Below are 23,334 nucleotides of genomic sequence, written 5' to 3'. Positions count from 1 at the left end.
AATTGTTTTATATTTATAAAACCCCTGTGGCAGCGCCATAGGGGTTTTTCATGTTTCTGTTCAAGAAACGTGAATCTTCCCTTCCATAAAATCCTGGCAAACTTTTATTAAAATCGGATAATGAAGGCCCATGAAATTATCGGGTTTTTCCTGCAAATTTTTTAATAACTCTATTGGTCTCCACCAACGATGAGCCGATACTTCACCATCATTATCGAGATGAAATTCAATATCGGGAGAGATAACAACTATAAAGCCCAACCCCATCCAAGGTTGGGGACCCTTGAGTTGTTGTACCAGATAATATGGTTTTAGCCCTAAAATTTTATCTTCCGATCTTGTTGAAAAAAATTCTCCATCGGCGCCGATAACTTTTTCCGGAATTAAATCCGGACAGCCAAGTTCTTCACGACAGCCACGGATTGCCGCCGTGATAATGTCTTCATAGTCATAAACGGTTTCTCCGCAGGTTTCTTGAGTCCCATGATACATGGGATCATAATCTTTATTGATAACCCGACGAGTTTGGGTGTGAACCCACGTAACGCCATCGTTGTCTACCTTAACAACAACAGGAATGGCAACCGACTTCATTTCTTTATCTCCTCCTGTTTTATCCTTTTATTTTGTCAGAGAACCGACGATTAACACGTTAACAGCTTGACATAATAGTTATTATTTGTCAACTTATTTTCCAAATATCGCCCACAGTTCCTTTTCATTTGTTTTGTAAATTTTCAAAGGTTTTAGGCCGTTTTTTATCAGAACATCGCTTAATTCATTTTCCGAAAAAAACACGCCGTAATACCACTTAAATATTCTGAATATGCCTCCGGTAGAAACTCTGCCGCGAAATTGAATTTTGGCTATGCCGCCATTTCTTAGAACTCTTTTTATCTCTTTTAAGTTTTCTTCAACCATCCCGATACTCGGAAAGTGCTGGAAAACAATATATGAAAAAACAAAATCAACGGCATTATTTTGAATCGGCAGTTTGCCGCCGCCGGTAACTAAAAATTCTATATTGTTAAAACTTGTAAGCCTTTGCCGCGCCAAATCAATCATGCGGGGGGAAATATCAACCGCGTACACTTTTTTAAAGTTTTCGGCGATAAATTGGGTCATTCGGCCGTTGCCGCATCCTATTTCAACTGCCAAGGCGCCGCTAAAATTCATTTTTGATTTTAAAATATCGTCACAGATTATAAGTCTTTGAACATCTTCGCGGCCGCTCTTTATATATCCGTCTTCATCATTATTTTTTATGCCGGAATAAATAAAATAGTTGGGCTTAATCCTAGCCAGAATATCCCATTTTATTTTTTGAAAATACTTCGCAATCATAAAATGTTGGAAGCTCGGTTTCTAACATTTCTATCTTCATAAACTCTAAAGTATTGTAAAATAACCTTATCCCAATCATGATCCTTCGCCCAGGAAAACGAATTCAGCGACATTTCTCTGCGCAGTTGTTCGTCTTTTAATATTTTTAATAGCGCTTCGGCTGCCGCCTTGATGTCGTTTTGGGGGACCAAAATTCCGTTAAAATTATTTTTCACGGCATCTTCAATGCCGCTACCTGTCGTTCCGACAACCGATAGTCCCGCCGCCGCCGCTTCGAGAAACACCAGGCCAAATCCCTCAAAATGATGACCTTCGTTGACCGATGTTAAAATAAAAAGCCTCGCCCGCCGGTATAATTCGGAAAGCGCCTCATCGCCCAGTCCACTTAAAAATTCTATATCTCTATCAACTCCAAGTTGCGTAGCTAAATTTTTCAGTTCATCAAAATAATTGGCATCTTTTTGACTGCCTATTATTTTATATTTCAAATCGGGAAATTCTTTTTTCGCCTGCGCGAAAGACGGAATGGAAATATGGTAGCCCTTGCGGTATTTCAAAGCACCGACGCTTAAAATGAATTCATCCCCGGATTCAATCGGTTCTCTATAAAACTTGTCAAAATGAATGCCATGGTTAACGACCTCAATATTTTGAACGTTAACCTTTTTTAAAATCTCTTTTTTAGTATATCGGCTTATGGCAATAATTTTATCGGCTCTTTTATAGGCCCATTTGACGAGTGTCCCGGCAATAAAATTATAAAGCGGCGCGACCGCGTAGGTGCCCTGAACAGTTATAATTAATTTTTTGTTCAGCCCAATATTGGCAACCGCAGCGACAATAGCATACGGATAACCGTCTATCGCATGAATAATGTCGCAATTTTTTAAATGCTTTCTGATTTTTATGGCATCCAAAATTAAGCCGCCAAACCATTTGTTTTTTTGCTCCGAAACAACAACCTCATAGCCGGCATTTTTAACTGCTGAAACTAAATCTCCGGCATATCTTCCTCCACCGTGCTTTGAATCCGCGTTTTCGATTAGATAATAAATCCTCATGACTGTTTGCTCGTATTTTCTAAATCCGCCGACGTCATAATTTCAACTAATTCTTTGAATGTTACTTTGGGTTTCCAGCCGAGAATTTTTCTTGCCTTTGAGGCATCGCCTAAAAGTAGGTTAACTTCGTTCGGCCGATAATAGCGCTTATTAATACCGATGTGTTTCTTCCAATCTTTTATACCGGCGTATTTAAAAGACGTCTCTGCGAGTTCCCCCACCGTATGAGTTTCGCCGGTAGCAATTACAAAATCGTCCGGTTTTTTCTGGCTTAGCATAAGCCACATCGCTTCGCAATACTCTGGAGAGTAGCCCCAATCACGCCTGGCATCTAAATTGCCCAGATATATTTTATCCTGTAGCCCCGCTTTAATTCTGGCGACACCTTTGGTTATTTTTCTGGTTACAAAATTTTCGCCTCGTCTGGGACTTTCATGATTGAACAAAATACCGCAAGCAATAAACATGCCGTAAGCATCTCGATAACGGCAAGCCGTTTCATGAGCAAATACCTTGGCGATACCATACGGGCTTTGGGCATTGAAAGGAGTCAATTCGTTTTGCGGAGTTTCTTTTACCTTTCCAAACATTTCAGAAGACGATGCCTGATAAAATCTGGCCTTCGGACAATAAATTCTCATTGCCTCAAGCAATCGTAAAGTTCCAAGCCCGGTTATACTAGCCGTATATTCGGGAATATCAAAACTAATCTTCACGTGCGATTGGGCGCCGAGATTATAAATTTCATCCGGTTTTACTTTGGCCAAGATACTATTAAGAGAATTAGCGTCGGCTAAATCGCCGTAATGTAAAAATAATTTTGCATTCTTACCCTCTCGATACTTAGAAAGATGATCAATCCTTTGGGTATTAAAAGTACTCGCACGGCGAACCAAGCCGTGAATCTCATATTCTTTTTTAAGCAAAAACTCGGTCAAATACGAGCCGTCTTGTCCGGTAATACCGGTTATAAAAGCAATTTTTTTACGTTTGTCTTTTGGCATATTTATTAAAAAAATGTAGCAATCCAGCGACTGCTAAAATAACATAAAACGGATAAATCGGCAGGGCGTAACGGTTGAGGCCTAAGGACACGCTATATATAATATTAAAATAAATGATTATTAAAACAAGCCAGCTAATTTTTTTCCAGTCGCAGAGATTTTTTATTATTGACGTTATTACAAAAAAGAAAAATAAAAACCACAACAGGCGCGGAGTCAAAACGATGGTCAGCTTAAGATAATTAGGAATTTCCGGGTGGCGTCCATCGGCAAATTGGAAAGAGAGATCGGCCCCGTTTTGCCAAAACGGCCCGCGCATCAAAATAGGGCCGTTGAAACCGAAAAAATTCAGCACCGATACCGATAAAAATTGTACTGGGTGCTTAGCAATTTGAGGCAGGGCTTCTTTGGTAAAAATGTTGCTGATATCGCCATAATCGTAGCCCGCGGCAATAAGTCGCGCTGTTCTTGACTGAATCGGGCCTTCAAAATAAGAAAAATATTTATTATCGTCGGGGCCAGTATCAAAATTTAACCGCTCCGAAACATAATAACCCAGAAAATAACCTACAAAGTGGCTTGCGTAGCGGGGATATAATTCTTTCATTCGCTCGGTTTGCAGTAATAGATAATAGCCGGTAAACGACGAGATGGAAATACCGTTTTTGAATTTATTTTTTACAAGCCAAGGCATTAAAACTATGAAAAAACAAACCGTAAAAATAGCGATTTTGTAAAAAACCTTCTTATACGAAATTTTGTTTTTATAAATTATAAAAAGATTGATAACAACCAAAAAAAACAAAAATTCGGCTACGCCCCGAATCAGAGTCGCGCCCCCCAAAGTCAGCGCGGAAAAAACCAGCCATTTATTGCCGTCTTCCTCCGACGCTTTATAAATAGAGTATGTAAAAAGACTAAGCAAAAACGCGAATAAAAGTTCTGTCGTAATTAAGCCGGCCTGATTGGCAAGACCGTAAAAAAGCGCTGCGCCCAAGCTTGAAAGAAGTGCGATTTTTTGACCGAAAATATTTTCGGCAAAAAGATAGATAATAACCGCCAATAACCCAAAAATTATAATCTGAATATATCTGACAACATCAAAATTATGGCCAAAAATTTTATAAACTGCCGCTAAAAACAAAGGATAACCCGGTTCTCTAAAAGTCGGCTGGCCCTGTTCGGTAAACCGGCCGCCGCTTAATATGTCCATGGCAATGCCGTCGTAGCCCAATTGATCGGAACTTATCGGCTGGCCAAATATTTTTTGGTTCCAAAAAATTCCCGATAAAACGGCGACAAAAAATATTAAAACAATAATCCATTTATTTTGGCTCATGGGTTCAAAGACACAAATTTAAAAATAATCAAATCGCCGCTTGAAAAAACGGGGTTAAAGTTTTTGGAATTCATTTTCCATTCTGGATTTTTATTTTTATCCCAAATCAAGTAATCAACGCGAAATCTTTTTAATTCTTCAATAAAATCGCGTTTTTGAAGTTCTTTGGCCCGTGTTATAACTTTTTGAATCGCTTCTTCGGGAAGATAAATTTCCGATTCTGATTTCAGGCCTAAAATTTTTCTAAGTTTATTGCCTTGGACAGCATGGCCATAGGCATCTACATATCTAACGCCGTAAACCGAGCGGTCGTTTTCAATCACAAAATCTCTACCAAAGTCTTTAAAAAAATTATTCAGAATAAATCTATTCAAAACTTCTTCATCGGAAATAAAAAATAAATTGGCCTCGCGGATGTAAAACACGTTGTTAGCGGTATAAACCGGAATCAGCCCCGAAACGTCAACATTGGCGTACACCACCGAATCTTTTTCAGTGTTTTTATTCAGCCACTCAAAAATTGGCATATAGTTTTGCCGATACGCCGCGTTTTCATCAATAATAAAAACTCTTTTTGAATAATTAATTAAACCAAAAACTGTAATGCCGGAAGCAATAATTAACAAAATAATAGATAGATACCGACAATCTCGACGCTTACTCCATAAATAAATTGCCGTAAAAACTAAGAAAAACATCGCGGCCATATCATAATGGCTGGAAAATTCAATATTTTTGCCGGTTATTAAATGCTGGTTGACCGCGATAACGCTTGCCAAAATGCCGGAAATGAAAAAGAGCGATTTAATATCCAAATTTATAATTTTTTTCCATAAAAACCATCCAAAAAAACCAAATCCTAAAAGACTCCAGAAAATTATTCTGGCGCCGGAAGGAAATCTGGAATAAATTAATCCAAGCCGCGTTAAAGTTTCCTCATAATATAGTAGTTGGGTAGCTAAATAATTAAAATAAAAGTAAGGAATTGCCGAAACCAATCCACCGCCAGCAATTATTAAAATTTTTAATGCCAATTTTTTATCCGCAAAAAAATACGCGGCCGCAAGTAAACAGAAAAATATTAAATAAAATGTCCAATAATAAGGGTAAATATAAAAAAGCAATCCAAAGTTAACTGCCGAGAACCAAATCCATTTTTGTTTCTGTTCCGTTATAAGCAGCCAGAGGAAAATAAACTGCGAGAGCCAGAAAATGAAATTAAATTGAGGGCTGACCGGGCGGATAAAGGCCAATGAATACATTCCGAAAAATAAAAATGTGGAAGAAATAATTGATTGAGATCGTGATTTTGAAATCAGAAAAAGCACCCAGTAAGTAAGAATGAACGCGACGGCCGGCAATAAAAAATTATAAGCAAGGCGCGCCGCGTTAACACTGACGTTTAAAAACTTCATCGGCTGGGCCAAAAGCCATTCGGCCAAGAATAGCTGTTGTGGCAATCCCTCTTTATGTTCAGCTAAATAGGCATTGCTTAAAAACGGGTGACCGTCAACCACATCTTTAATCCGCGCGTAATAAAACAACTCATCATTAACCACCGTCGGCAAAACACCGTGAAAATCAGAGCCTACTTTCATGTAAAAATAAAAAAACGGTAAAACCATCAAAATACCAAGGACCGGTGCTAATGCGATCGTCGCCCAATGATATTTTATTTTGTGAATAAAAGTTTCCATGGCGTTAAGATTCCTTCTCTTATAATATGACCCGACATTTTTGATTCGCCGCCGCGGCGGGCTTCAAAAATAATCGGAACTTCCTTTACGCTAGCACCGGCTTCAATCAAAAAATATTTTACGCCCATAATAAACGCGTAACCGGATAAATCAATTTTATCCAGATTGATTTTCCTTAGAACGTAAGCGTTAATGCAGTTATAACCCGTGGTCCAGTCTGACACGTTTTTTCTTAACAAAATTCGGACGTATAAATTGCCGAACCAGCTCAATAGTCTGCGCCATAATTCCCATTTTTCTATTCCGCCGCCCTTTATATAACGCGAGCCGATAACCAAATCATAATTTTCAGACTCTCTTAAAAGTTCGGTGAGGTATTTTGGATTGTGGGAAAAATCGGCATCCATCATTATTATATTCCTCACGTCGGGTCCCATAAGCAATTTTTTAAATGCCGCGATATAGGCTCCGCCCAGGCCGTTTTTTTCTGGTCTTTTTAAAAGCGAGAGGTTTGGATATTTCATCGTTAAATTTTCGACTTCGCCGGCCGTGCCATCTGGAGAGTTGTCGTCAACAACTAAAATACTTATTTCCGGCAGTAATGAATAAATCTCTCCGATAAGAGGTCCGATATTTTCTCGTTCATTGTAGGTTGGTAAAACAACAACGCTTTTCATTGCTCTATAAAATTAAGAATATTTTTCGCGCGGTTGTCCCATGTGTATTCTTTCACATCGGCCAGCGCCTGCTGGCTTAAGTGAAGCCCCAGCATTTTGCTATTTTTTAACATTTTTATTGCTCGCGCTAAATCAGCGGCATCTTCGGGCTTAAAAAACAAAGCGTTTTTATCGTTTAATATCTCCCTTAAAGCAGGCAAGTCCGAAGCAATAATCGGCCGTCCACTTGCCATATATTCAAAAAGTTTGAGTGGCGAAGCGTAAAAAGCGTAATGTGGCTTGTTGGGAAAAGGGATTACTACGGCGTCCATTGCTTTGGTATATTTTATAATTTTTGAATACGGCTGATAACTGATAAATACGCATTGGGACAAAACATTAAACCGCCCGGCAAATGTTTTGTATTCTTTAATCTCCTGTTCTTCTCCGCCGACAAAAATCATTTTTACGTCTTTATCAAGAATTGGAAGCGACTCAATCATTGTGGCAATCCCCTTTTCCATCCCCAAAGTTTTAAATCTACCGACATAGCCCACCAAAAAATTATCCCCGAATAATCCGAGTTCTGATCTTAACTCCTCCTTTGACTTATTAACGGCATTAAAAACCCCGAGATCAACAGCATCCGGCGCGACGATAATCTTACTATCATCAATGCCTTTTTTGATTAATATATTTTTTATTCCGTTAGTTATGACGACAACTTTAATAGCTCCGCGCCAAATCCTGCCGTGGAGTCCGGTCCTCCTGGGTATGGAATGAATCTCATAGATGAATGGGTATTTAAAAAAACTTAAAAGCCAAAGTGTAAATTGATCGCGTGAATAAAGCAGGTTAAATTCGGCAGCCGGCAAAGCCAGCCTGACGGCAATAGCAAATGAAACCGATTCAACAAAATTAGCCAGACGGCCCAGATATTTTGAAAATGGGATCAAATCAATAACAAAATATTTCCGAATCTTAAATGTTTCGCGAATATTGTAATAGGCGAATGGACTTTCTTTAATAGGATTAAATCGCCCGGGAAGCCACAGTTCAACCTCAATTCCGGCGTTAGAAAACGCTTCGCACATTTTCATAACCTGAAAGCCGTTGGCTTTTTCGGTTGGAATTCTTGAATTAGCAATGTAAATAATTTTTGTCATTTTTTAAGTACAAAGAAATGATGTAATGGATTTTCAAAAAAAATATAATCTTTAATACCATTGAATCCGCATTTTTCAATATCTTTTTTGATTTTTTGTGCAGAATAACCGCGCTTTCCAATTTCCCAATAGTGTTCGCCTTTAAACAGATGCTTTTTTGGATAAGGCAATTTAACCATGAATTTTATTTCCGGAAAAAACGGGAATTTAAATAAAAATCTTATTGCCGGTCCAAAGTGAGGCAAAGAAATAACCGCGCTCTTATTTGCCACTCTTTTTATTTCAAAAATCGCCTTAGTAAAATCCTCATAAGGCAAATGCTCCAAAACTTGAGCGCACAAAACCGCGTCAAATTCGCTATCTTTAAACGGCATATCTAAAACAGAAGCAACAACATCGGGGCTTAGCGACTCATCAATATCTAGGGTAGTCGTTTTTATACCGCTTAACTTCAAGTATTCGGAAACTAAACCGCTGCCTTTGCCGATAATTAAAACGCTTTCCGAATGAAAATTGGAAATTTCTTTTATTTGATGCCAATAACTCATCCATCGATTTTTATCTTCATAATCGAAGGCAAAGTAGTTAATCATTTTTTAATCTCTCCTGCGATTTTTTCAATTAGATTATTCAGATTGTGATTTTTTACCACAATATTTCTTAATTCCGAGCGAAGCTGTTCGTCTTCGTAAAACTTTTTATCTAAAATATTTTTTAATTTCATCTTTAAATCTTCGGCATCGCCTACTTTAAAAATTAAATCATCGGCCATATTCGGAGGAAAAACGTCAGAGAATGCCGAATTTGAAGCTAGAGGAATAACACCCGAAGCCATCGCTTCTAAAACAACTTTATCCAAACCACCAAAAGGCACGGCATTAATAAGGATTTCCGCTTTACTGAAATATTCCGGGATTTTGTCATAAGAAACGGGACCGGAAAATTCTACCGATTCACCTATTTTAAAATCGCTAACTAATTTTTTCAGAGATTCTAAATATTTCCCGTGATAATCTTGAATAACGCCGCCGATTATTTTTAATCTTAAATTATAGCCGGAATGTACTAAATCTGAAACTGCATTAATAATTAAATCATGCCCCTTGCTCAGAGTAATTCTCCCCACAGACAAAATATTAATTTTGTCTTGTATTTGGTATTTAGTATTTGGTATTTGGAACTTATTGGTATCGATTCCGTGGCCAGTAATGATTCGCTTCGAAGTATTTACTCTCATTGCCGCTTTGTGGGCGGTAAATACCTTCCGACAAAATAAAACCGCGAGCCGCAGATCGAAGTTTGCCGAGACGCCGGTGTACCACATATAAATCGGTTTCCTAAAAATAAAAGCAATCGGCGCCGCCAAAATAACATATTTAGGAACCATAGAAACCAATATAGCGTCAACTTTACCGACAGTTCTAAAAAGACCGGCGCAGAAACCAACAATTTTCCGCAAAAATCCTGCGCCCTTTTCTTTGCCCATGCCGATGACTTTAATATTTGGCAATATCGGCTCGGATTTTTTTTCAAGCGCTAAAATATATACCCTATCTAGTTTCCCGGCCAATTTATTCCACCAATCATTAAAGACCCCCAAGACCGAGTCGTTGATATTGTATTTTTGGGTAATGATTAAAAGTTTCACCTATTCACTTTATAGATTTTAATTTTGTCCGGTTCCGCCGCCGGCCATTTGGTTGGAAGCCTGGGAACCCACACTTCCGCCCTTACCGGCGAAAATTTGCCTATCGGGTTGTCAAAGGTTGCCAATAACTTTCCTTGGCTGATTATATTGAAATCATAAGTATCAACGGATTTATTTTCGTGATACTCGGCCACATAATAAATTGTCCGATGACTGCGATTGTAAATCTGGGTTTTTTTATTCAGATAAAATGAAAAAATGGGCCAGGTCTCGGTATAAATATCTTCCGAGGGGATGCCTTCTTTAGACAAAAATTCGGCCGCTTCTTTGTAGCCGCTTTTAAGATTCACAATTTCCCAATTTATCCGCATTTGAACAACGAGGAGTATTATAAAAAGAAAATAACCAAAACCTCTATAATTCTTTTTCATAAGGTGAAAAATTTCCCAAAAAACCAAAGCCGCCGCTAAACTGACGAATCCGTTTATCTGGACCATTGCTCTTGGAACCGCAAACCCGTTTAAACTCGCGAATAGAAACATCCCCATCGCGGCAAAAAAAACAAAGATTAAAGATAAATTCTGCCGATATTTTCTCCAAAAAAATACGATGGGGCTGATTAAAAACAAAATAAGGTACGGCAAGCCGTTCAAAATGTTAATCATCCGGCCGTAAAACCAAAAATCCTGCGGATTAACATTATACATATCGCTGATCAAGTCGCCTTTAAAAAACCTCCAAAGTTCGTAAAAGTACGAAGCAACGCGATGATGCGGATAGCCCGCTTTCGTTAAAAGATAGGATATTAATTGGAGCAGAATTTCAATAAAAAATATAACGCTTAGAAACGAAATGGCTAAAAACGCGAGACGCTTGAAAAAAACCTTCCAAGATACCGGCGCTGAAAGATAAAACATAAAAATTTCAAAAAGACCGACCGACATCAAAAAGAAAAGACTGCTATAATGAGACGCAAACATAAGGCCCCAGAAAAATCCGGCGAGCATGAGATCGGATTTCAAGTTCAGGCTTTCTTCATAACTTTTACCGTATATATTCCGGATGTAAAAAAATGAGCCGCAAAGCGCGAAAAAACCGGCCAATATTGTTGAGAAAGCGCCTCTCGCGGCATAAATCTGATAACCGGAAATTCCGAATAAAAATACGGCAAAAAGCGCGAATTTATAACTCTTGGTTATTTTTTTGGCGATAAAATATAAAACAACAATCGACAAAAGACCTAAAATGCCGTCCATTATGAATATTGAATAATCATGATAGCCAAAAATCGTTATACCAAGAGCGTTTAAAAAAGCGAATGTCGGCCGCGAACTCATTTGGAAAAATACATTTCCCGGCAAGTATTTCGCGGTTAAATCCTCAAGAGTGCCATTTCCGAGTAAATAATTAACGCCTATTTTAGGTATTTGGGCGTAAGAATTGCCCGTTAACATCTGAAACGCTTCATCGTATCCAAAGAGCCCTTTTTGGGTAATATTGTAAAAGTAGAAAAAACCGGCCATTAATAGAATGGCTATAAGGCCGAAAATTTCTATTTTATGCGCCTTTATTTTTTCAATCATTTTTGGGCAATTCCCATTCCGATGGGTTAGTTTTCCTTTTAAATTCATCAGACGCATCATATTTATGACTTAAGTAAAAAGCCATTATTGACGGCTCAAGCGCCGTATAACCATGCCAAATGCCGGGCGAGATGATTAAAGTTTTATTATCTTTATCGGTAACTATGAATTTTTCTTCTTCCCCGTCTTCTGAAACGAGTCGAAACATTACCTTTCCGGAAATCACGGCGAAATGGTCTGTCTGCCTTTTGTGCATGTGGAGTTCTTCCGGAATGACGCCGGCCGGATGTTTGGTAAAATTAAAATCTCCCTCCACTCCGGGAATAATATCATAGGAACCGCTCCTCCTATGGTCGCTATGTGTCCTGTATTCGTAAAATTGAGGCATAAACTAAGAATACGCTTTTTTAAGTCGAGGTTCAATAGGTTAAAATTCAAGATTCAAGCAAAATTAATCAGCCGCAAATTATACTATTTATACGATCGTATAAATAATAGCAAAAATAAAAAATTCTGTAACAAAGCGTTACAGAATTCGGTTGTGAGTTGTTTGTTAAATATTGCCCTGCAAAAGAAATAATATTCTTACAAAAAAATCTCGGAATCGGAATCTAAAACTCCCGCCACGGCAACTTGGAAGAGCCAGATTTTTGTGAAAGTACTGACCCTTGGATGGCATTGAAGCCGCAAAAGCTTTTAGACCGCGCTTTTCAGCGCACCAGACACATCGAGGCATATGATCTGGAATTGAAACTATAATCAGCTTATTCCAATTATTTCGGTAACAAAACGCCGCTACATAATCCATAATTATAGCAGTATTCCAATGTAAATACGATTTACCATCTTGAGTTCCAATGCTTATATATTGAACTTTTGCTCCGAATTGAGCCGCCGATACAGCTGCTTCTTCCTGAGCCATTACTGGTAGATTATAGAAGGTTTGATATTTTTCCGTAACTTGCCCTATTATTTCATTTCCCGGTCCCAACGAACCATCTATCATCTTAGAATCAGAAAAGGATACAATAACATCGGCACTTTTTAATTCTTCCTCATTTGCGGGTTTAATTTTCCATACCGTACAAATTTTCCAAAACATTTTAAAAAAATGCATCATTATTTCCTCCTTATGTTATTCCGCATTTAGATGTAAAGGTGCTTTCCCCAGTTTCATTATAATAGGTTATTTTATCGGTTTTGTCAAGATGATCTGCGAGGGCTTCCTGCCACGGCCTTAAATTATCAATCCCCAATTTCCTTAGATTTTCACTTATTAAAACAGAATATTTTGGCCTTTTGATTTTTGACGCGCCATCGCTTGATTTTATTTTTTCAATTTTAGGATTTAATTTCGCCAGTTTAAAAATCCTTTCGGCAAATTCATACCAAGAACAACTGCCGTTGTTAGTGATGTGGTAAATACCGCTTGGCGCTTTTTTATTTATAAGTTCTTTTATTTTTACCGCCAAATCATACGCATATGTCGGCGAACCAAACTGATCATTAATCACTTTTATATTTTCGCCATTTTTTGCTTTTCCAAGCATTAAAGAAACAAAGTTATGGCCCTTCCCCGACCGATGCCCGCCGAATAACCAGCTTGTTCTTATTATATAATGATTTTCGTTAGCGATTTTTGTTAGATTTTCTCCGGCAAGTTTTGACGCGCCGTAAACGTTAAGAGGATTCGGATTATTATTTTCCGTAAAAAATTCTTTTGATCCGTCAAAAACATAATCAGTATTTATAAAAATTATTTTGGCGCCAACTTTTTTTGCCGCTTTAGCGATATTAAAAGCGCCGATAGCATTAACGGCAAAACTCTTTTCGGGATTTAATTCGCATTCTTCGGTTTTATGGTAAGCCGCGGTGTTTATCACGACATCGGGCGTGTGATTTTTTATAAAGCTTAGAGCCGCCGATTTGTCCGTAACGTCAAAATCGGCGCGGCTGGCGCCGATTACTTCATAATCATCCTCAAAAGTCCTCAATAAATCAAAAGCCAGCATCCCCGCGGAACCGACTATTAGGACCTTCTTTTTCATGCGTGTTGCATGAATTTTTTACCTTCATCGGTTTCAAAATATTGCTTGTACCACTTATCGCCGTAATGTCTTATATTGTGGGGGTCGTGATTTTTGTCGTTTTCCAGATGATCCCAAATTTCAAAAACCGCCTCTTCAAAACTTCGACTTGGTTTGAAATTAAATGCTTCATTAAAGGCAGATGCGTCGGCTTTGTAATTTCTCGTTAAACTGATTGGTTTAATATCAAGTTCGATATCAACTCTTTTTTTTTCTTTTAAAATTTTCTGGATTTCTCTCGCCAGATTGCCGATGCTCCAATTTTGGTCTGCGACATTAAAAATCCTGCCGCCAACTTTTTCAAGCGGCAATTCTATGGCATTGATATAAGCATCTGTGGCATCTTGTATGTCAATCATCGGCCGCCATATTTCGCCGCCGGCATCAACAGTCAGAATTTTTTTATGATACGCGTCTTTTACAAAAGCGTTAAAAACCAAGTCATAGCGCATTCTGGGCGACCAGCCATAGAGAGTACCTTTGCGAAACATCGTCGGCTGAAAATCTTCATTAGTCATCCCCAAAAGAATCTGCTCGGAACAGCGCTTGCTTAAAGAGTATGCCGAAATAGGATTAACCGTGTCGTTTTCATTATAAAGCGGCGGCTCAAGCGGAGTGTTTAAAGTAAAATAAATTGAACAGCTTGAAGCGTATACGAATCTTTTTATTCCTTTAGCGCGCGCTAATTTCGCCAAGTGTTCAGTGGCAATATGATTGACCGTGTCGGTAAGACGCGGGTCATATTGCGAAGTGGGATCGGTGGAAAATCCGGCTAAGTGGATTACGGAATCAATTCCATCCATAATTTCTGGCCCAGCGTATCGAGAATCATTGACTACTAATTCAACTCTGTATTTAAAATCTTTAATAGGCGCCTCGCCGAATATCATTTTATCCAGAACTCTGACTTCATAGCCCATGCTAAGCAATTTCGGCACCAAAACCGCGCCGATATAACCAGCGCCGCCCGTAACCAATATTTTTTTGGCTGTTTGAGACATAAAACTAATAATATTCCGCTTTAGCCTGGCGTTCGTAATGGTCTAAATATTCTTTTTTTGATTTAATCTTCCTCCACCAATCTTGATTATCGGAATACCAGGCGATTACCTCTCCTATATTATCTTCCAGCGAACACGCTCTTTTCCAGCCTAATTCGGCGCTTATTTTTGACGAATCGGGAGCATAGCGGATATCAGCCCCGGGACGATCTTGGGTGTGTTCTTTATAACTTTCCGGATTTTCTTTAAGATGCCGAGATAAAATTTCAATAATTTCCAGGTTTGTTTTTTCTTCACCGGAAATATTATAAATACTGTAATCGGCGGCTTTATGCAGCACAAGATCAATCGCGGAACAAAAATCGTTTACGTGTATCCAACTCCGCCTCTGCTCTCCGGAACCGTGAATCGGCACTTTTTTACCCTCAATAATATTTGATACTGCCAGAGGAATTAATTTTTCGGGATACTGGTAGGGGCCAAAATTATTAGAACTTCTGATTATGAGCGCCGGCACCCGATGCGTTCTTATATAGGATTGGACGAGCAAATCAGCGGCGGCTTTAGAAGCGGCATACGGGTTAGACGGCCTAAACGGCGCCTCTTCGGTTGAAAATCCCTCCGGTACAGAACCATAAATTTCATCGGTAGAAATCTGGATAAATCTCGGGATTTTAGACTTTCGGCAAATTTCGATTAAAGAACGGACACCCTCGATATTGGTCCTTATGAAATCAAAAACGTTTATAAACGAACGGTCAACGTGGCTCTCGGCGGCAAAATTAATTACGGCGCTAAAATTATATTGACCAAAAATATTGCCGAGCAGCGCTCCGTCGCAAATATCGCCGCGAATAAACTGATAACGGCGTTTCTCCGGCATGGCAATAGCTTCGTGATTTTCAATATCAAAAAGATTTTCGGAATTGCCGGCGTATGTAAGCAAGTCCAGATTAAAAATCTTATAATCGGGATATTTATTATAAAAATAACGGATAAAATTTGACCCTATAAATCCGCTACCGCCGCAAATTAAGATGTTTTCATACGAACGATTCATTGTTTTATTTTATTAATCCTAAGTTTTCGCCGACCGGCATTATAAACTTTACGCCATTTTTTATCATTGATTCTTCTTTTTTTAGAATAACATCTTTATAATTCCAAGCTAAAAGAAGAAAATAATCCGGCGGATTTTTCCGCGCGTCCTCGATATTTACCACCGGAATATGGGTTCCCGGAGTATAAAACCCGATTTTAGAAGGCAGGGCTTCAGTGGTATAGTCCAAAATATCCGGCCCGATTCCAAAATAATTCAAAAGAGTGTTTCCCTTGGCGGGAGCGCCATAGCCGGCAATTCTTTTGCCCTCCGCCCTAAATTCATCCAAAGTGGCGCGTACTTTTTGTTTCATTTCATTTACGTCGCTCGCAAGCTTCAAATAAGTTTCCAATTTATCGAGCTTCATTGATTTTTCTTTTTGGAGCAGTTCCGCGACCCGCGGTGAAATTTCATGCTGTCCCAATTTACCCGCATACCCCCTTATTGAATTGCCCTGGACCGGAAAAACCTTAACGTCAAAAAGCTCCATTCCGAATTGCTTAAACAGATTGACGAGAGGCCGAACTGACAAATAAGAAAGATGCTCGTGATAAATGGTGTCAAAAGTATAATTTTCAAACATGTCCGCAATATAAGGAGCTTCAAACATAAAAACGCCGTCATCGGCAAGCAGCGCAGAAACTCCTTTTACCAGATCGTGATGATTGTCTATGTGCGCCACCACATTATTGCCGATTATAACCTTGGCTTTCCCGTATTTCGCGGCGATTTTTCCGGCCAATTTTTCGCTGAAAAATTCCGGCAATGTTTCTACCCCTCTTTCGTTGGCAACCTTGGCAATATTTTCCGCCGGGTCGACGCCTAAAACTTTCGCGCCAAGATTTTTAATCGCGCCCAAAAGCAACCCGTCATTGCTCCCGATTTCCACCACTAAATCGTCTTTTGCCTGCCCGCCAAAGCCTTGGCGTCGGCGGGACGACACAAAATTATTAACCGCTTCTTCGGCGTATTTCTGGAAGTGCTCCGGCAAAGCCGGCATCCCACTAGAAAAATAAACGTAATTTTTAAACAGAATTTCCGGCTCAACAACATGGACAAGCTGGCTTAACCCGCAATCTTCGCAGAAAAATACTTTAAGAGGATACTTCGGCTCCGGCTTGTCAAGCGCTTCTTTTGACAGAAAAGAGTTGGCTAAAGCTGTTTCGCCCAAATCAAAAAATTGGCTTAAACGCCCGCTTTTACACATTCGACACTTATTACTTATTTTCATAAATTTGCGTCCCTTCCCGCGACAATAACAATAGCACCGGTTTTTTTAAAAATCAATTCTCCAAACCAAAATAAAACGATAAAAGGCGAGAAAATTAAAAGCGCAAAAACCGACAAAATGGAAAGCGAAATCGTTTTAATTTTTGAACCCGACTGCCTTCGATGGCTGATAACGCTGTAAAAAACGTCTTTCGGTAAAAAAAGATTAAGAAATGTCTGGATTATTCCGGAAGCCGTGTATTCGGGATTGAAATAGTCAATATTCAAAATCTTAAAACCGGCTTCGTCAAGCATTGTCTTCGCGGCGTCGGGAGTAAATTGAATCACGTGGAGCGGATAAGAAAAATGAAACCACTTGTCTTTGAAAATTCGCGCCTCCCAGCCACCGGCGTTTGGAACAGCTATTAACAATTTGCCGTCTTTTTTAAGATATCCTGCGGCATTCCGGATTACTTCAAGCGGATTGTCGGTGTGCTCCAAGCTCTGCCAGAACATTATTAAATCATAGCCGTCTTTTACTGTTTTTACTTCGCCATAAACCGGCAGATTATTTCTTGCGGTTATTTGCCGCGCTCCAACCGACGGTTCAAAACCGATCGCGTCAATACCTTTTTTAATCAATGCATCAACTAATTTCCCCGCGCCGCAGCCGTAATCTAAAACCGCCGCCCCTTTCTTTCCTTTAATAATTTTCTTAACACGCCTTACTTTGCCGGCAAGAAAAACGTTTAAAACCGGAATAGCTAACCGCGCGATTATAGAAGGTTTTTCTTTTTGTTCGAAATACTCTTCAGGATAATCAACCGCGATTTTTTCTTTGATAAAATGACCGCCGCACTTGCCGCAATTAAAAAATTCGGGAAACAGCGACTGTTTTATTGACGCCTCATCCGAATTGTCGCAAATTGGGCATTTAATCATCAGACAATTTTATTTTCCTCTTTAAGATTTTCCTTATTAATCCGACTGCCGCGCGTTATCCAGCGCAGCCAAAATCTAAAAATAAAGAATTGAATTTTTATTGCCCACTTAGCTTGTTTGAGGAAAGTGCCCACAAAAGTTGAAATGCCGACCCGTTTCTTAAAAGTTACCGGGATTTCAATAAAGCGAAAATTTTCGCTGATTACCAGAAGAACTAATTCGGTGGCAAAAAGCGAATTTCTTGTCCGCCAAAACGGCGCAATTTTTCTAATCGCCTCTTTTGTAAAAAGCTTGTAAGTACAGCCGACGTCGGTCAAAGCGTTGGTATTAAACAATACCTCCATCGATTTGGCTTCAACCACATTGGCAAATTTTCTGACAAGAGTCATATCGGCCCCGCTTAGCGGGGTATTTTGGCCGGTGCGAGAACCTAAAACAATGTCAAAACCGTCGGTTTTAGCGTAAACCAAAAACTTTTCAACGTCCTTCCCTTTATAGGTACCGTCAGGTTCGCAGAGAAGAATGTAATCACCTCTCGCCTCTTTAAGCCCACGCTGGAAAGCATAGCCATATCCCTGCCTTTTTTCATAAACCATTCTGGCTTTTGTTTTTTGAATTTCTTCAACCGTTCCCGGCTCGGCATTGTTGTTTACAACAACTATCTCATCAACAAAGGGCGTAGCGTTAAAAAAATCTTCAATCACTTCCCTTACCGAATTTTTCTCTCTGTAGGTTGCAAAAACCACCGAAACCAATTTACCATTATACATAAATTTTTCCCTTGAATTTACCCGCTAAATATATCATCGCGGCAACAAAAAAGTAAATAAAAATCGGAACCATTGGTAAAAAATAACGAAGCTGGCTCAACGATTCATCAAATATCCAATAAAAAATTAAATAAGACCAAAACCATGCTCCCGTTACCAGGGCAAATTTTCCATTCATTTTTGAAAAATATTTATAACCGAAACAAAAAATCAGAATAAAAAATGCGGCGGCAATTAAAAATAGTAAAAAATAATGCTGCGGTGAAAACTTTGAAAAATTAAGCCACAAATTTTCGGGGTTAAACCATTGCGCGAGCGGAGTAGACGATGTTGACGCGCCGACTTTTGGATCTCTGTAACCAAAAATCCATGGCGCTCCGAATGCTATAGCATTGAAAACAAGTTGCGGTAAGTAAGCTATACTAAGAAAAAAGCCATAAAAAATGAGTTTTTTAAAATTCCGATAATACAAGAATGTGGAAAAAATGATTAAAATGAGCCAAAAATTGCCCATCCGCGTTAAAATCGCCGCCCCGCTAACAACTGCGAGAATTATTAATTCTTTCCAATTTATTGTCGAACTTTCAAAAATATTATTAAACCATTTAAAAATCAGGAAAAAGCCGAGATAGACCCAAAAAGCCGAGAGATAATCCGATAAAATGAAAATCCACAACTGATAATGAAATGCCGGAACTGCATTTTTATATCCTAAAAGATTGAAAATCAGGAGTAACACCCATGGATAGACAACAAACGATGCGGCGCTTACAACTGCCAATTTTCGCGAATTAAACAATTTTTCAGCAATCAGAACAACCAATATTAATGCGAGAGAAAACAACACAAATGCCTCAAAAACAAAAACGGATTTTGCGAGTTCATCCGGCGAAGAAGCGCCAGTGAAATAAATAAACGGAGCAAAAATAATCGAAGTGCCGATGTTTGGAACTAATTTTTCCGCGCGGCTAGCTATCAGCCCTTCAGTTAATTTAAAATATTGCAATTCATCCGGTTGATAAGATTCCGTAAAAGTCGGCCTGAATCCACCGGCTGTCATTCCAGTAAACGGAATATTGTTCATCATAAGAATCATCAAAACAACTCTTAGAATAATCAATCCGGTTATTGCCCAAATAAATGTTTTTTTACTTATGTCAGACATTTTTTCTAATTAATTGTTTTAAATATAGAAAGCCGCTGACGGCAAAAATTAAAATAAACGGATTAAGCGGCAAACGATAGCGCGACGTTACAATCGGTGAAGCAATAAACGCGAAATATAAAATCAAAAGCGCCACAAAGGCCACTTGTGCTTTTCGGGCCGATATAAGTAAGCGCCGCAGGCCGACTAAACCAAGGAAACTCATTACCGCCCAAATTAGCGCTCCAATCAAAAAAATAAAATTCTCCGGCCGACCGGTTAAACGGTTAAACATATTATTATAACCATTGGTTAGAAAAAAAACGGGCAGATAACTAAATTTGACCTCTAAATATGTCCATTTATCCTTAATCAATTCTTTTAGCGCGGCCTTGCCCAGATTGTTGTTGTATTCTGTGGAAAAATTATTTGATTCATACGCGAAATACGGTAGGTCAAAACTGCTTTTTTTCAATTTCCTTGCCACCATTCCATAATGAGACACTAAAATCGCCCCTTGATTGCTCGAAATCTGCCAAGTATCCAGAACAATTTTATTGCGAATTATCCAGACCCCTGTTGTCGAATACGCCAAAATTGCCGATGCCAGCCCCGTAATCAACGCCCCGCGCCAGGAAATTCTCGCTTCTTTAAAAATATTAATTAAAATTAAAACAGGTAAAAAATAAAAAATGATCGGACGAATCAGAACCGAAACGGAAAATAATAATAGCGAAGCCGCTAAAAACTTTTTACTGCCACGTCTGATATAGGCTATAAAAAAATAGGCGGCCGATAAAAATATCGGCACAAACAATTGCTCGGTAAACATCAGGTCGGAATGATAAACCGATAACGGTTCTATCATAAAGATGAGAGCTGCCCAAAAAGCGATTTTTTCACTTCCGGCAATTTCTTTGGCCAGAAAATATGTCAGAGGAACGGAAAAGGCGAAAATTAAAACGCCTATAAAAATTGCGGGTAAAAAAGATTTGAAAATAATATAAATAAATGCCAGCCAGAAAGCATACCCGGGAGTCAAAAAATTAGTCGGCCGCGGCGGTATTATAGAATGTTGGCCATCAAGACCATCCAAAGAAAAAACACCGTAATCAATAAGGTTTTTTGCCAACCGAATGTGGTGTCCTGTGTCGTCATTAAGAGGCATTAAAAATCCGGTACCATAGAAATATGTGACGATGCCTGCGAATATCAGGTACAAGAACGCCGCCGCTAGCCACCACCGCCAAAACACATTAATTTTTAATTTTGGAATAAACATCAGTAATTTGTTTTGCTATAAGCGGCCAATCCTTTTGTTTAATATCTTCCAAGTTTCTGTCACTCATTTTTTGCCTTAAATTCTCATCTCTTATTAATTTTATCATAGCTTCGGCCAACGCCTCATTATTTTTTTCTTCAACCAATAATCCGTTTTCACTTTCTTTTATTAAATACGGATTACCGCCGACTTTTGTGGCAACAATCGGCAGCCCCGCCGCCATCGCCTCCATTATTGATGTCGGGGTACCCTCGCGATCGCCCTCGGTTGAAACCGATGCCAGTGCGAAAATATCGGCGACCTTAAGATATTCTATAACTTTATTATGGTCTTGTCTGCTCAAAAATTTAATTTGGCCAAATCCTTGCGCTTGTTTCATCAGATTATTTTTTTCCAGGCCGTCGCCGATTATCAAAAGCGTAGCCGAATTGAATATTTTTAAAACTTCCTTGAAAGCATCGATTAAATGATTAAAACCCTTATTAATTCTCAAGACGCCGACGGAAATTATAATCGGTTTGGAATATTTGCTTTTTAAATCGATGGTTTCGCTGTTTTTATTATTAAATTCATCCAAATAAATTCCGCTTGAAATTACAGTCAGTTTATTTTCCGAAACGCCAATGTTCTTTAAATCACTGGCGATTTCTTCGCTGACACAGATTATCTTACTGATATTTTTAAAATAATTCGCATTTTTTGGTTTTAAAAACTTCTTATTTAAACCAGCATGTATGGTTATCACCGCCGGAATGCCTAATTTTTTAGCAAGTTTCCCGCCAAAAAACGCTTCAATAAAATCGCCGTGCAGATGAATTATATTGTAAGGATTTTTACTATGGTGTTTTTTAAAGGTAAAATATGCCCATATATTAAACCAAAAACGCCGTATCCGGCTATAAATCGGCAGAAAACCGAGCGGCGCTTTGTAGATTTCGAAGTCCGACTTCGGTATTTGAAGTCCGACTTCTGGGGATCTCAAAGTCGGACTTCGTAAGTCGGACTTCAGATTATCACTGTAACCAATGAAGATATCAACTTCATGACCTAATTTAACCTGTTCTTGCGAAAGGATTAACCCGTGCCGCTCCATCCCTCCGATGTGAGGCGGAAAATATTCAATTATTCTTGCTATACGCATATTATTTAAGCTCTAAGAAGAGCTGAGCGAATTTTTTTATGCCGTCGTTCCACTCATAATTTTTACTAACATGCTCTCTTCCCGCTTTACCGAATTTTTCTCTTAATTCTTTATTTTCTATTAATTCTTTTATTTTTTGCGCCAACGCAGAAGAATTATGCGATTCAACCAAAAATCCGTTTTCTCCGTCTTTTACCAAATCCGGAATACCGCCGACCCGCGTTGCCACAACCGCTTTTTCCATAGCCAGCGCTTCCATAATAGAACGGCCAAAACCCTCGTGCCACGACGGATAAACAAAAATATCTATTTGCATCAGCGCTTCCGGCACTTTGCCATACGGCACAAACCCCCGCCATTCTATTTTATCGGCAATTTCTAAATCGTCGGCCATTTTTTTTAGTTTTGCTTCCAGCGGCCCCGTTCCAAAAATTAAACAATTAAACTTTAAATCTTGTGATTTTAAAATCGCGATTACTTTAAATAAATCCTCCAATCCTTTCCCATCCACTAACCTCCCTAAATACCCTATCTTAGTTATCCCCACTTTATCCCCAAAACTATCGATGTCCGACATCGATAATGGGTTGAAAAGGTTGAGATCAACGCGGAGAGAGACGAGGCGGATTTTTGATTCCGGAATTCCCTGTTCCAAAACCTGATTGTATATTGCTTGGCTTATAACCCGCACTCGCGCCGCTTTTCTCATGACATAGCGACCAATTTTTTTAAGAAGCCAGCTTTTTAGATTTTCTCTTTTGACTTTACGAAAAATTTCGCCTTGAACTTCAATTACTGTCGGTTTTCCGGTAAAAAATTTTAACACCGAAACAGTGGCGCCTCCGCCGGCGACTTCCGAGGCGTCAAAAACGTCTACGCCATAATGCCAATTTAAGTAAAGTCCCAAAAATACCGATTGCTTAATAAAACCTAGGTAGCCAAGACGCGGCAAAAGATATACCGAAATATTTTTTTCGCGGGCTTTACGAAAAAATAAATCCGGCGATTCAGCGATCACAAAAAGCCTGTCAAAGTAAGCGCCCAAAGATCGCCAGGTTTTCATATCCAGTTCGTTAGAAAAAATATCTTTAGGATATTTATGTTTTCCTACAAAACAAACGTTCATCCCGTTAGAAACCTACTTTAATTTTATTAATTACT

General features: G+C 38.9%; 23 protein-coding genes. All 23 read right to left on the bottom strand.

From position 1 onward, the window contains the following. Window positions 1-60: 60 nt before the first annotated feature. The 23 genes from HYW79_02380 to HYW79_02270 all read right to left on the bottom strand — a co-directional run bounded on the left by HYW79_02380 (window position 61) and on the right by HYW79_02270 (window position 23,299). Complete coding sequence (locus HYW79_02380; GenBank protein ID MBI2635368.1) at window positions 61-594, bottom strand: NUDIX hydrolase; 534 nt, start codon at window positions 592-594, stop codon at window positions 61-63. Between the two features lie 93 nt (window positions 595-687). Beyond that, window positions 688-1,344 carry a class I SAM-dependent methyltransferase gene (locus HYW79_02375; GenBank protein MBI2635367.1) on the bottom strand — a complete coding sequence of 219 codons (657 nt, stop codon included), beginning with the start codon at window positions 1,342-1,344 and terminating at the stop codon, window positions 688-690. After that, window positions 1,341-2,405 carry a glycosyltransferase family 4 protein gene (locus tag HYW79_02370; protein MBI2635366.1) on the bottom strand — a complete coding sequence of 355 codons (1,065 nt, stop codon included), beginning with the start codon at window positions 2,403-2,405 and terminating at the stop codon, window positions 1,341-1,343. Before HYW79_02370 ends, HYW79_02375 begins: the two co-directional genes overlap by 4 nt. Next, window positions 2,402-3,409 (bottom strand): GDP-mannose 4,6-dehydratase, encoded by a 1,008-nt coding sequence (gene gmd / locus HYW79_02365; GenBank protein MBI2635365.1) that lies wholly within the window; start codon window positions 3,407-3,409, stop codon window positions 2,402-2,404. The genes HYW79_02370 and gmd overlap by 4 nt, the downstream gene beginning before the upstream one ends. Then, window positions 3,390-4,748 (bottom strand): glycosyltransferase family 39 protein, encoded by a 1,359-nt coding sequence (locus tag HYW79_02360; GenBank protein ID MBI2635364.1) that lies wholly within the window; start codon window positions 4,746-4,748, stop codon window positions 3,390-3,392. Before HYW79_02360 ends, gmd begins: the two co-directional genes overlap by 20 nt. Further along, window positions 4,745-6,445 (bottom strand): hypothetical protein, encoded by a 1,701-nt coding sequence (locus HYW79_02355; GenBank protein MBI2635363.1) that lies wholly within the window; start codon window positions 6,443-6,445, stop codon window positions 4,745-4,747. The genes HYW79_02360 and HYW79_02355 overlap by 4 nt, the downstream gene beginning before the upstream one ends. After that, window positions 6,421-7,122 (bottom strand): polyprenol monophosphomannose synthase, encoded by a 702-nt coding sequence (locus HYW79_02350; protein ID MBI2635362.1) that lies wholly within the window; start codon window positions 7,120-7,122, stop codon window positions 6,421-6,423. Before HYW79_02350 ends, HYW79_02355 begins: the two co-directional genes overlap by 25 nt. Continuing rightward, on the bottom strand, window positions 7,119-8,267 hold the full coding sequence (locus tag HYW79_02345; GenBank protein ID MBI2635361.1) for a glycosyltransferase family 4 protein: 1,149 nt from the start codon (window positions 8,265-8,267) through the stop codon (window positions 7,119-7,121). Before HYW79_02345 ends, HYW79_02350 begins: the two co-directional genes overlap by 4 nt. Next, window positions 8,264-8,860 carry a class I SAM-dependent methyltransferase gene (locus tag HYW79_02340; protein ID MBI2635360.1) on the bottom strand — a complete coding sequence of 199 codons (597 nt, stop codon included), beginning with the start codon at window positions 8,858-8,860 and terminating at the stop codon, window positions 8,264-8,266. Before HYW79_02340 ends, HYW79_02345 begins: the two co-directional genes overlap by 4 nt. Further along, window positions 8,857-9,915 carry a glycosyltransferase family 4 protein gene (locus tag HYW79_02335; GenBank protein MBI2635359.1) on the bottom strand — a complete coding sequence of 353 codons (1,059 nt, stop codon included), beginning with the start codon at window positions 9,913-9,915 and terminating at the stop codon, window positions 8,857-8,859. The genes HYW79_02340 and HYW79_02335 overlap by 4 nt, the downstream gene beginning before the upstream one ends. Further along, window positions 9,912-11,498, bottom strand: coding sequence for a glycosyltransferase family 39 protein (locus HYW79_02330; protein ID MBI2635358.1), 1,587 nt, complete (start codon window positions 11,496-11,498; stop codon window positions 9,912-9,914). Before HYW79_02330 ends, HYW79_02335 begins: the two co-directional genes overlap by 4 nt. Beyond that, window positions 11,491-11,886, bottom strand: a complete 396-nt coding sequence (locus HYW79_02325) for a WxcM-like domain-containing protein (GenBank protein ID MBI2635357.1) — start codon at window positions 11,884-11,886, stop codon at window positions 11,491-11,493. The genes HYW79_02330 and HYW79_02325 overlap by 8 nt, the downstream gene beginning before the upstream one ends. 165 nt (window positions 11,887-12,051) lie before the next feature. After that, complete coding sequence (locus tag HYW79_02320) at window positions 12,052-12,618, bottom strand: hypothetical protein (protein ID MBI2635356.1); 567 nt, start codon at window positions 12,616-12,618, stop codon at window positions 12,052-12,054. A gap of 10 nt (window positions 12,619-12,628) precedes the next feature. Beyond that, window positions 12,629-13,546, bottom strand: coding sequence for a dTDP-4-dehydrorhamnose reductase (gene rfbD / locus HYW79_02315; protein MBI2635355.1), 918 nt, complete (start codon window positions 13,544-13,546; stop codon window positions 12,629-12,631). Next, window positions 13,543-14,586: an SDR family oxidoreductase gene (locus HYW79_02310; protein ID MBI2635354.1), complete on the bottom strand. Its 1,044-nt coding sequence runs from the start codon at window positions 14,584-14,586 to the stop codon at window positions 13,543-13,545. Before HYW79_02310 ends, rfbD begins: the two co-directional genes overlap by 4 nt. A gap of 4 nt (window positions 14,587-14,590) precedes the next feature. After that, a complete protein-coding gene (rfbB, locus tag HYW79_02305; protein ID MBI2635353.1) occupies window positions 14,591-15,646 on the bottom strand; it encodes a dTDP-glucose 4,6-dehydratase in 1,056 nt (351 codons plus the stop codon). Between the two features lie 4 nt (window positions 15,647-15,650). After that, window positions 15,651-16,892: a class I SAM-dependent methyltransferase gene (locus tag HYW79_02300; GenBank protein ID MBI2635352.1), complete on the bottom strand. Its 1,242-nt coding sequence runs from the start codon at window positions 16,890-16,892 to the stop codon at window positions 15,651-15,653. 20 nt (window positions 16,893-16,912) lie between these two features. Next, entirely contained in the window at window positions 16,913-17,836 is a 924-nt protein-coding gene (locus tag HYW79_02295) for a class I SAM-dependent methyltransferase (protein MBI2635351.1), read from the bottom strand. After that, window positions 17,836-18,606, bottom strand: coding sequence for a glycosyltransferase family 2 protein (locus HYW79_02290; GenBank protein MBI2635350.1), 771 nt, complete (start codon window positions 18,604-18,606; stop codon window positions 17,836-17,838). Before HYW79_02290 ends, HYW79_02295 begins: the two co-directional genes overlap by 1 nt. Further along, complete coding sequence (locus tag HYW79_02285; GenBank protein MBI2635349.1) at window positions 18,599-19,771, bottom strand: hypothetical protein; 1,173 nt, start codon at window positions 19,769-19,771, stop codon at window positions 18,599-18,601. Before HYW79_02285 ends, HYW79_02290 begins: the two co-directional genes overlap by 8 nt. After that, entirely contained in the window at window positions 19,764-21,032 is a 1,269-nt protein-coding gene (locus HYW79_02280) for a glycosyltransferase family 39 protein (protein ID MBI2635348.1), read from the bottom strand. The genes HYW79_02285 and HYW79_02280 overlap by 8 nt, the downstream gene beginning before the upstream one ends. Then, on the bottom strand, window positions 21,007-22,173 hold the full coding sequence (locus HYW79_02275) for a glycosyltransferase family 4 protein (protein MBI2635347.1): 1,167 nt from the start codon (window positions 22,171-22,173) through the stop codon (window positions 21,007-21,009). The genes HYW79_02280 and HYW79_02275 overlap by 26 nt, the downstream gene beginning before the upstream one ends. Window position 22,174: 1 nt before the next feature. Further along, entirely contained in the window at window positions 22,175-23,299 is a 1,125-nt protein-coding gene (locus tag HYW79_02270) for a glycosyltransferase family 4 protein (GenBank protein MBI2635346.1), read from the bottom strand. Window positions 23,300-23,334: the final 35 nt, after the last annotated feature.

This window comes from Parcubacteria group bacterium (assembly GCA_016186325.1).
Classification (GTDB): domain Bacteria; phylum Patescibacteriota; class Minisyncoccia; order UBA10092; family UBA10092; genus JACPHB01.
This window is presented reverse-complemented; position numbering and strand designations above follow the sequence as displayed.

Excerpts from the sequence above, each read along its gene's own strand:
- HYW79_02285 (MBI2635349.1), bottom strand. The coding sequence starts at position 19,771 with ATGTCTGACATAAGTAAAAAAACATTTATTTGGGCAATAACCGGATTG.
- HYW79_02320 (MBI2635356.1), bottom strand. The coding sequence starts at position 12,618 with ATGATGCATTTTTTTAAAATGTTTTGGAAAATTTGTACGGTATGGAAA.
- HYW79_02380 (MBI2635368.1), bottom strand. The coding sequence starts at position 594 with ATGAAGTCGGTTGCCATTCCTGTTGTTGTTAAGGTAGACAACGATGGC.
- HYW79_02325 (MBI2635357.1), bottom strand. The coding sequence starts at position 11,886 with ATGCCTCAATTTTACGAATACAGGACACATAGCGACCATAGGAGGAGC.
- HYW79_02350 (MBI2635362.1), bottom strand. The coding sequence starts at position 7,122 with ATGAAAAGCGTTGTTGTTTTACCAACCTACAATGAACGAGAAAATATC.
- rfbD (MBI2635355.1), bottom strand. The coding sequence starts at position 13,546 with ATGAAAAAGAAGGTCCTAATAGTCGGTTCCGCGGGGATGCTGGCTTTT.
- HYW79_02355 (MBI2635363.1), bottom strand. The coding sequence starts at position 6,445 with ATGGAAACTTTTATTCACAAAATAAAATATCATTGGGCGACGATCGCA.
- HYW79_02360 (MBI2635364.1), bottom strand. The coding sequence starts at position 4,748 with ATGAGCCAAAATAAATGGATTATTGTTTTAATATTTTTTGTCGCCGTT.
- HYW79_02275 (MBI2635347.1), bottom strand. The coding sequence starts at position 22,173 with ATGCGTATAGCAAGAATAATTGAATATTTTCCGCCTCACATCGGAGGG.
- HYW79_02300 (MBI2635352.1), bottom strand. The coding sequence starts at position 16,892 with ATGTGTAAAAGCGGGCGTTTAAGCCAATTTTTTGATTTGGGCGAAACA.
- HYW79_02345 (MBI2635361.1), bottom strand. The coding sequence starts at position 8,267 with ATGACAAAAATTATTTACATTGCTAATTCAAGAATTCCAACCGAAAAA.
- HYW79_02370 (MBI2635366.1), bottom strand. The coding sequence starts at position 2,405 with ATGAGGATTTATTATCTAATCGAAAACGCGGATTCAAAGCACGGTGGA.
- HYW79_02295 (MBI2635351.1), bottom strand. The coding sequence starts at position 17,836 with ATGATTAAATGCCCAATTTGCGACAATTCGGATGAGGCGTCAATAAAA.
- HYW79_02280 (MBI2635348.1), bottom strand. The coding sequence starts at position 21,032 with ATGTTTATTCCAAAATTAAAAATTAATGTGTTTTGGCGGTGGTGGCTA.
- gmd (MBI2635365.1), bottom strand. The coding sequence starts at position 3,409 with ATGCCAAAAGACAAACGTAAAAAAATTGCTTTTATAACCGGTATTACC.
- HYW79_02290 (MBI2635350.1), bottom strand. The coding sequence starts at position 18,606 with ATGTATAATGGTAAATTGGTTTCGGTGGTTTTTGCAACCTACAGAGAG.
- HYW79_02270 (MBI2635346.1), bottom strand. The coding sequence starts at position 23,299 with ATGAACGTTTGTTTTGTAGGAAAACATAAATATCCTAAAGATATTTTT.
- HYW79_02375 (MBI2635367.1), bottom strand. The coding sequence starts at position 1,344 with ATGATTGCGAAGTATTTTCAAAAAATAAAATGGGATATTCTGGCTAGG.
- rfbB (MBI2635353.1), bottom strand. The coding sequence starts at position 15,646 with ATGAATCGTTCGTATGAAAACATCTTAATTTGCGGCGGTAGCGGATTT.
- HYW79_02330 (MBI2635358.1), bottom strand. The coding sequence starts at position 11,498 with ATGATTGAAAAAATAAAGGCGCATAAAATAGAAATTTTCGGCCTTATA.
- HYW79_02340 (MBI2635360.1), bottom strand. The coding sequence starts at position 8,860 with ATGATTAACTACTTTGCCTTCGATTATGAAGATAAAAATCGATGGATG.
- HYW79_02310 (MBI2635354.1), bottom strand. The coding sequence starts at position 14,586 with ATGTCTCAAACAGCCAAAAAAATATTGGTTACGGGCGGCGCTGGTTAT.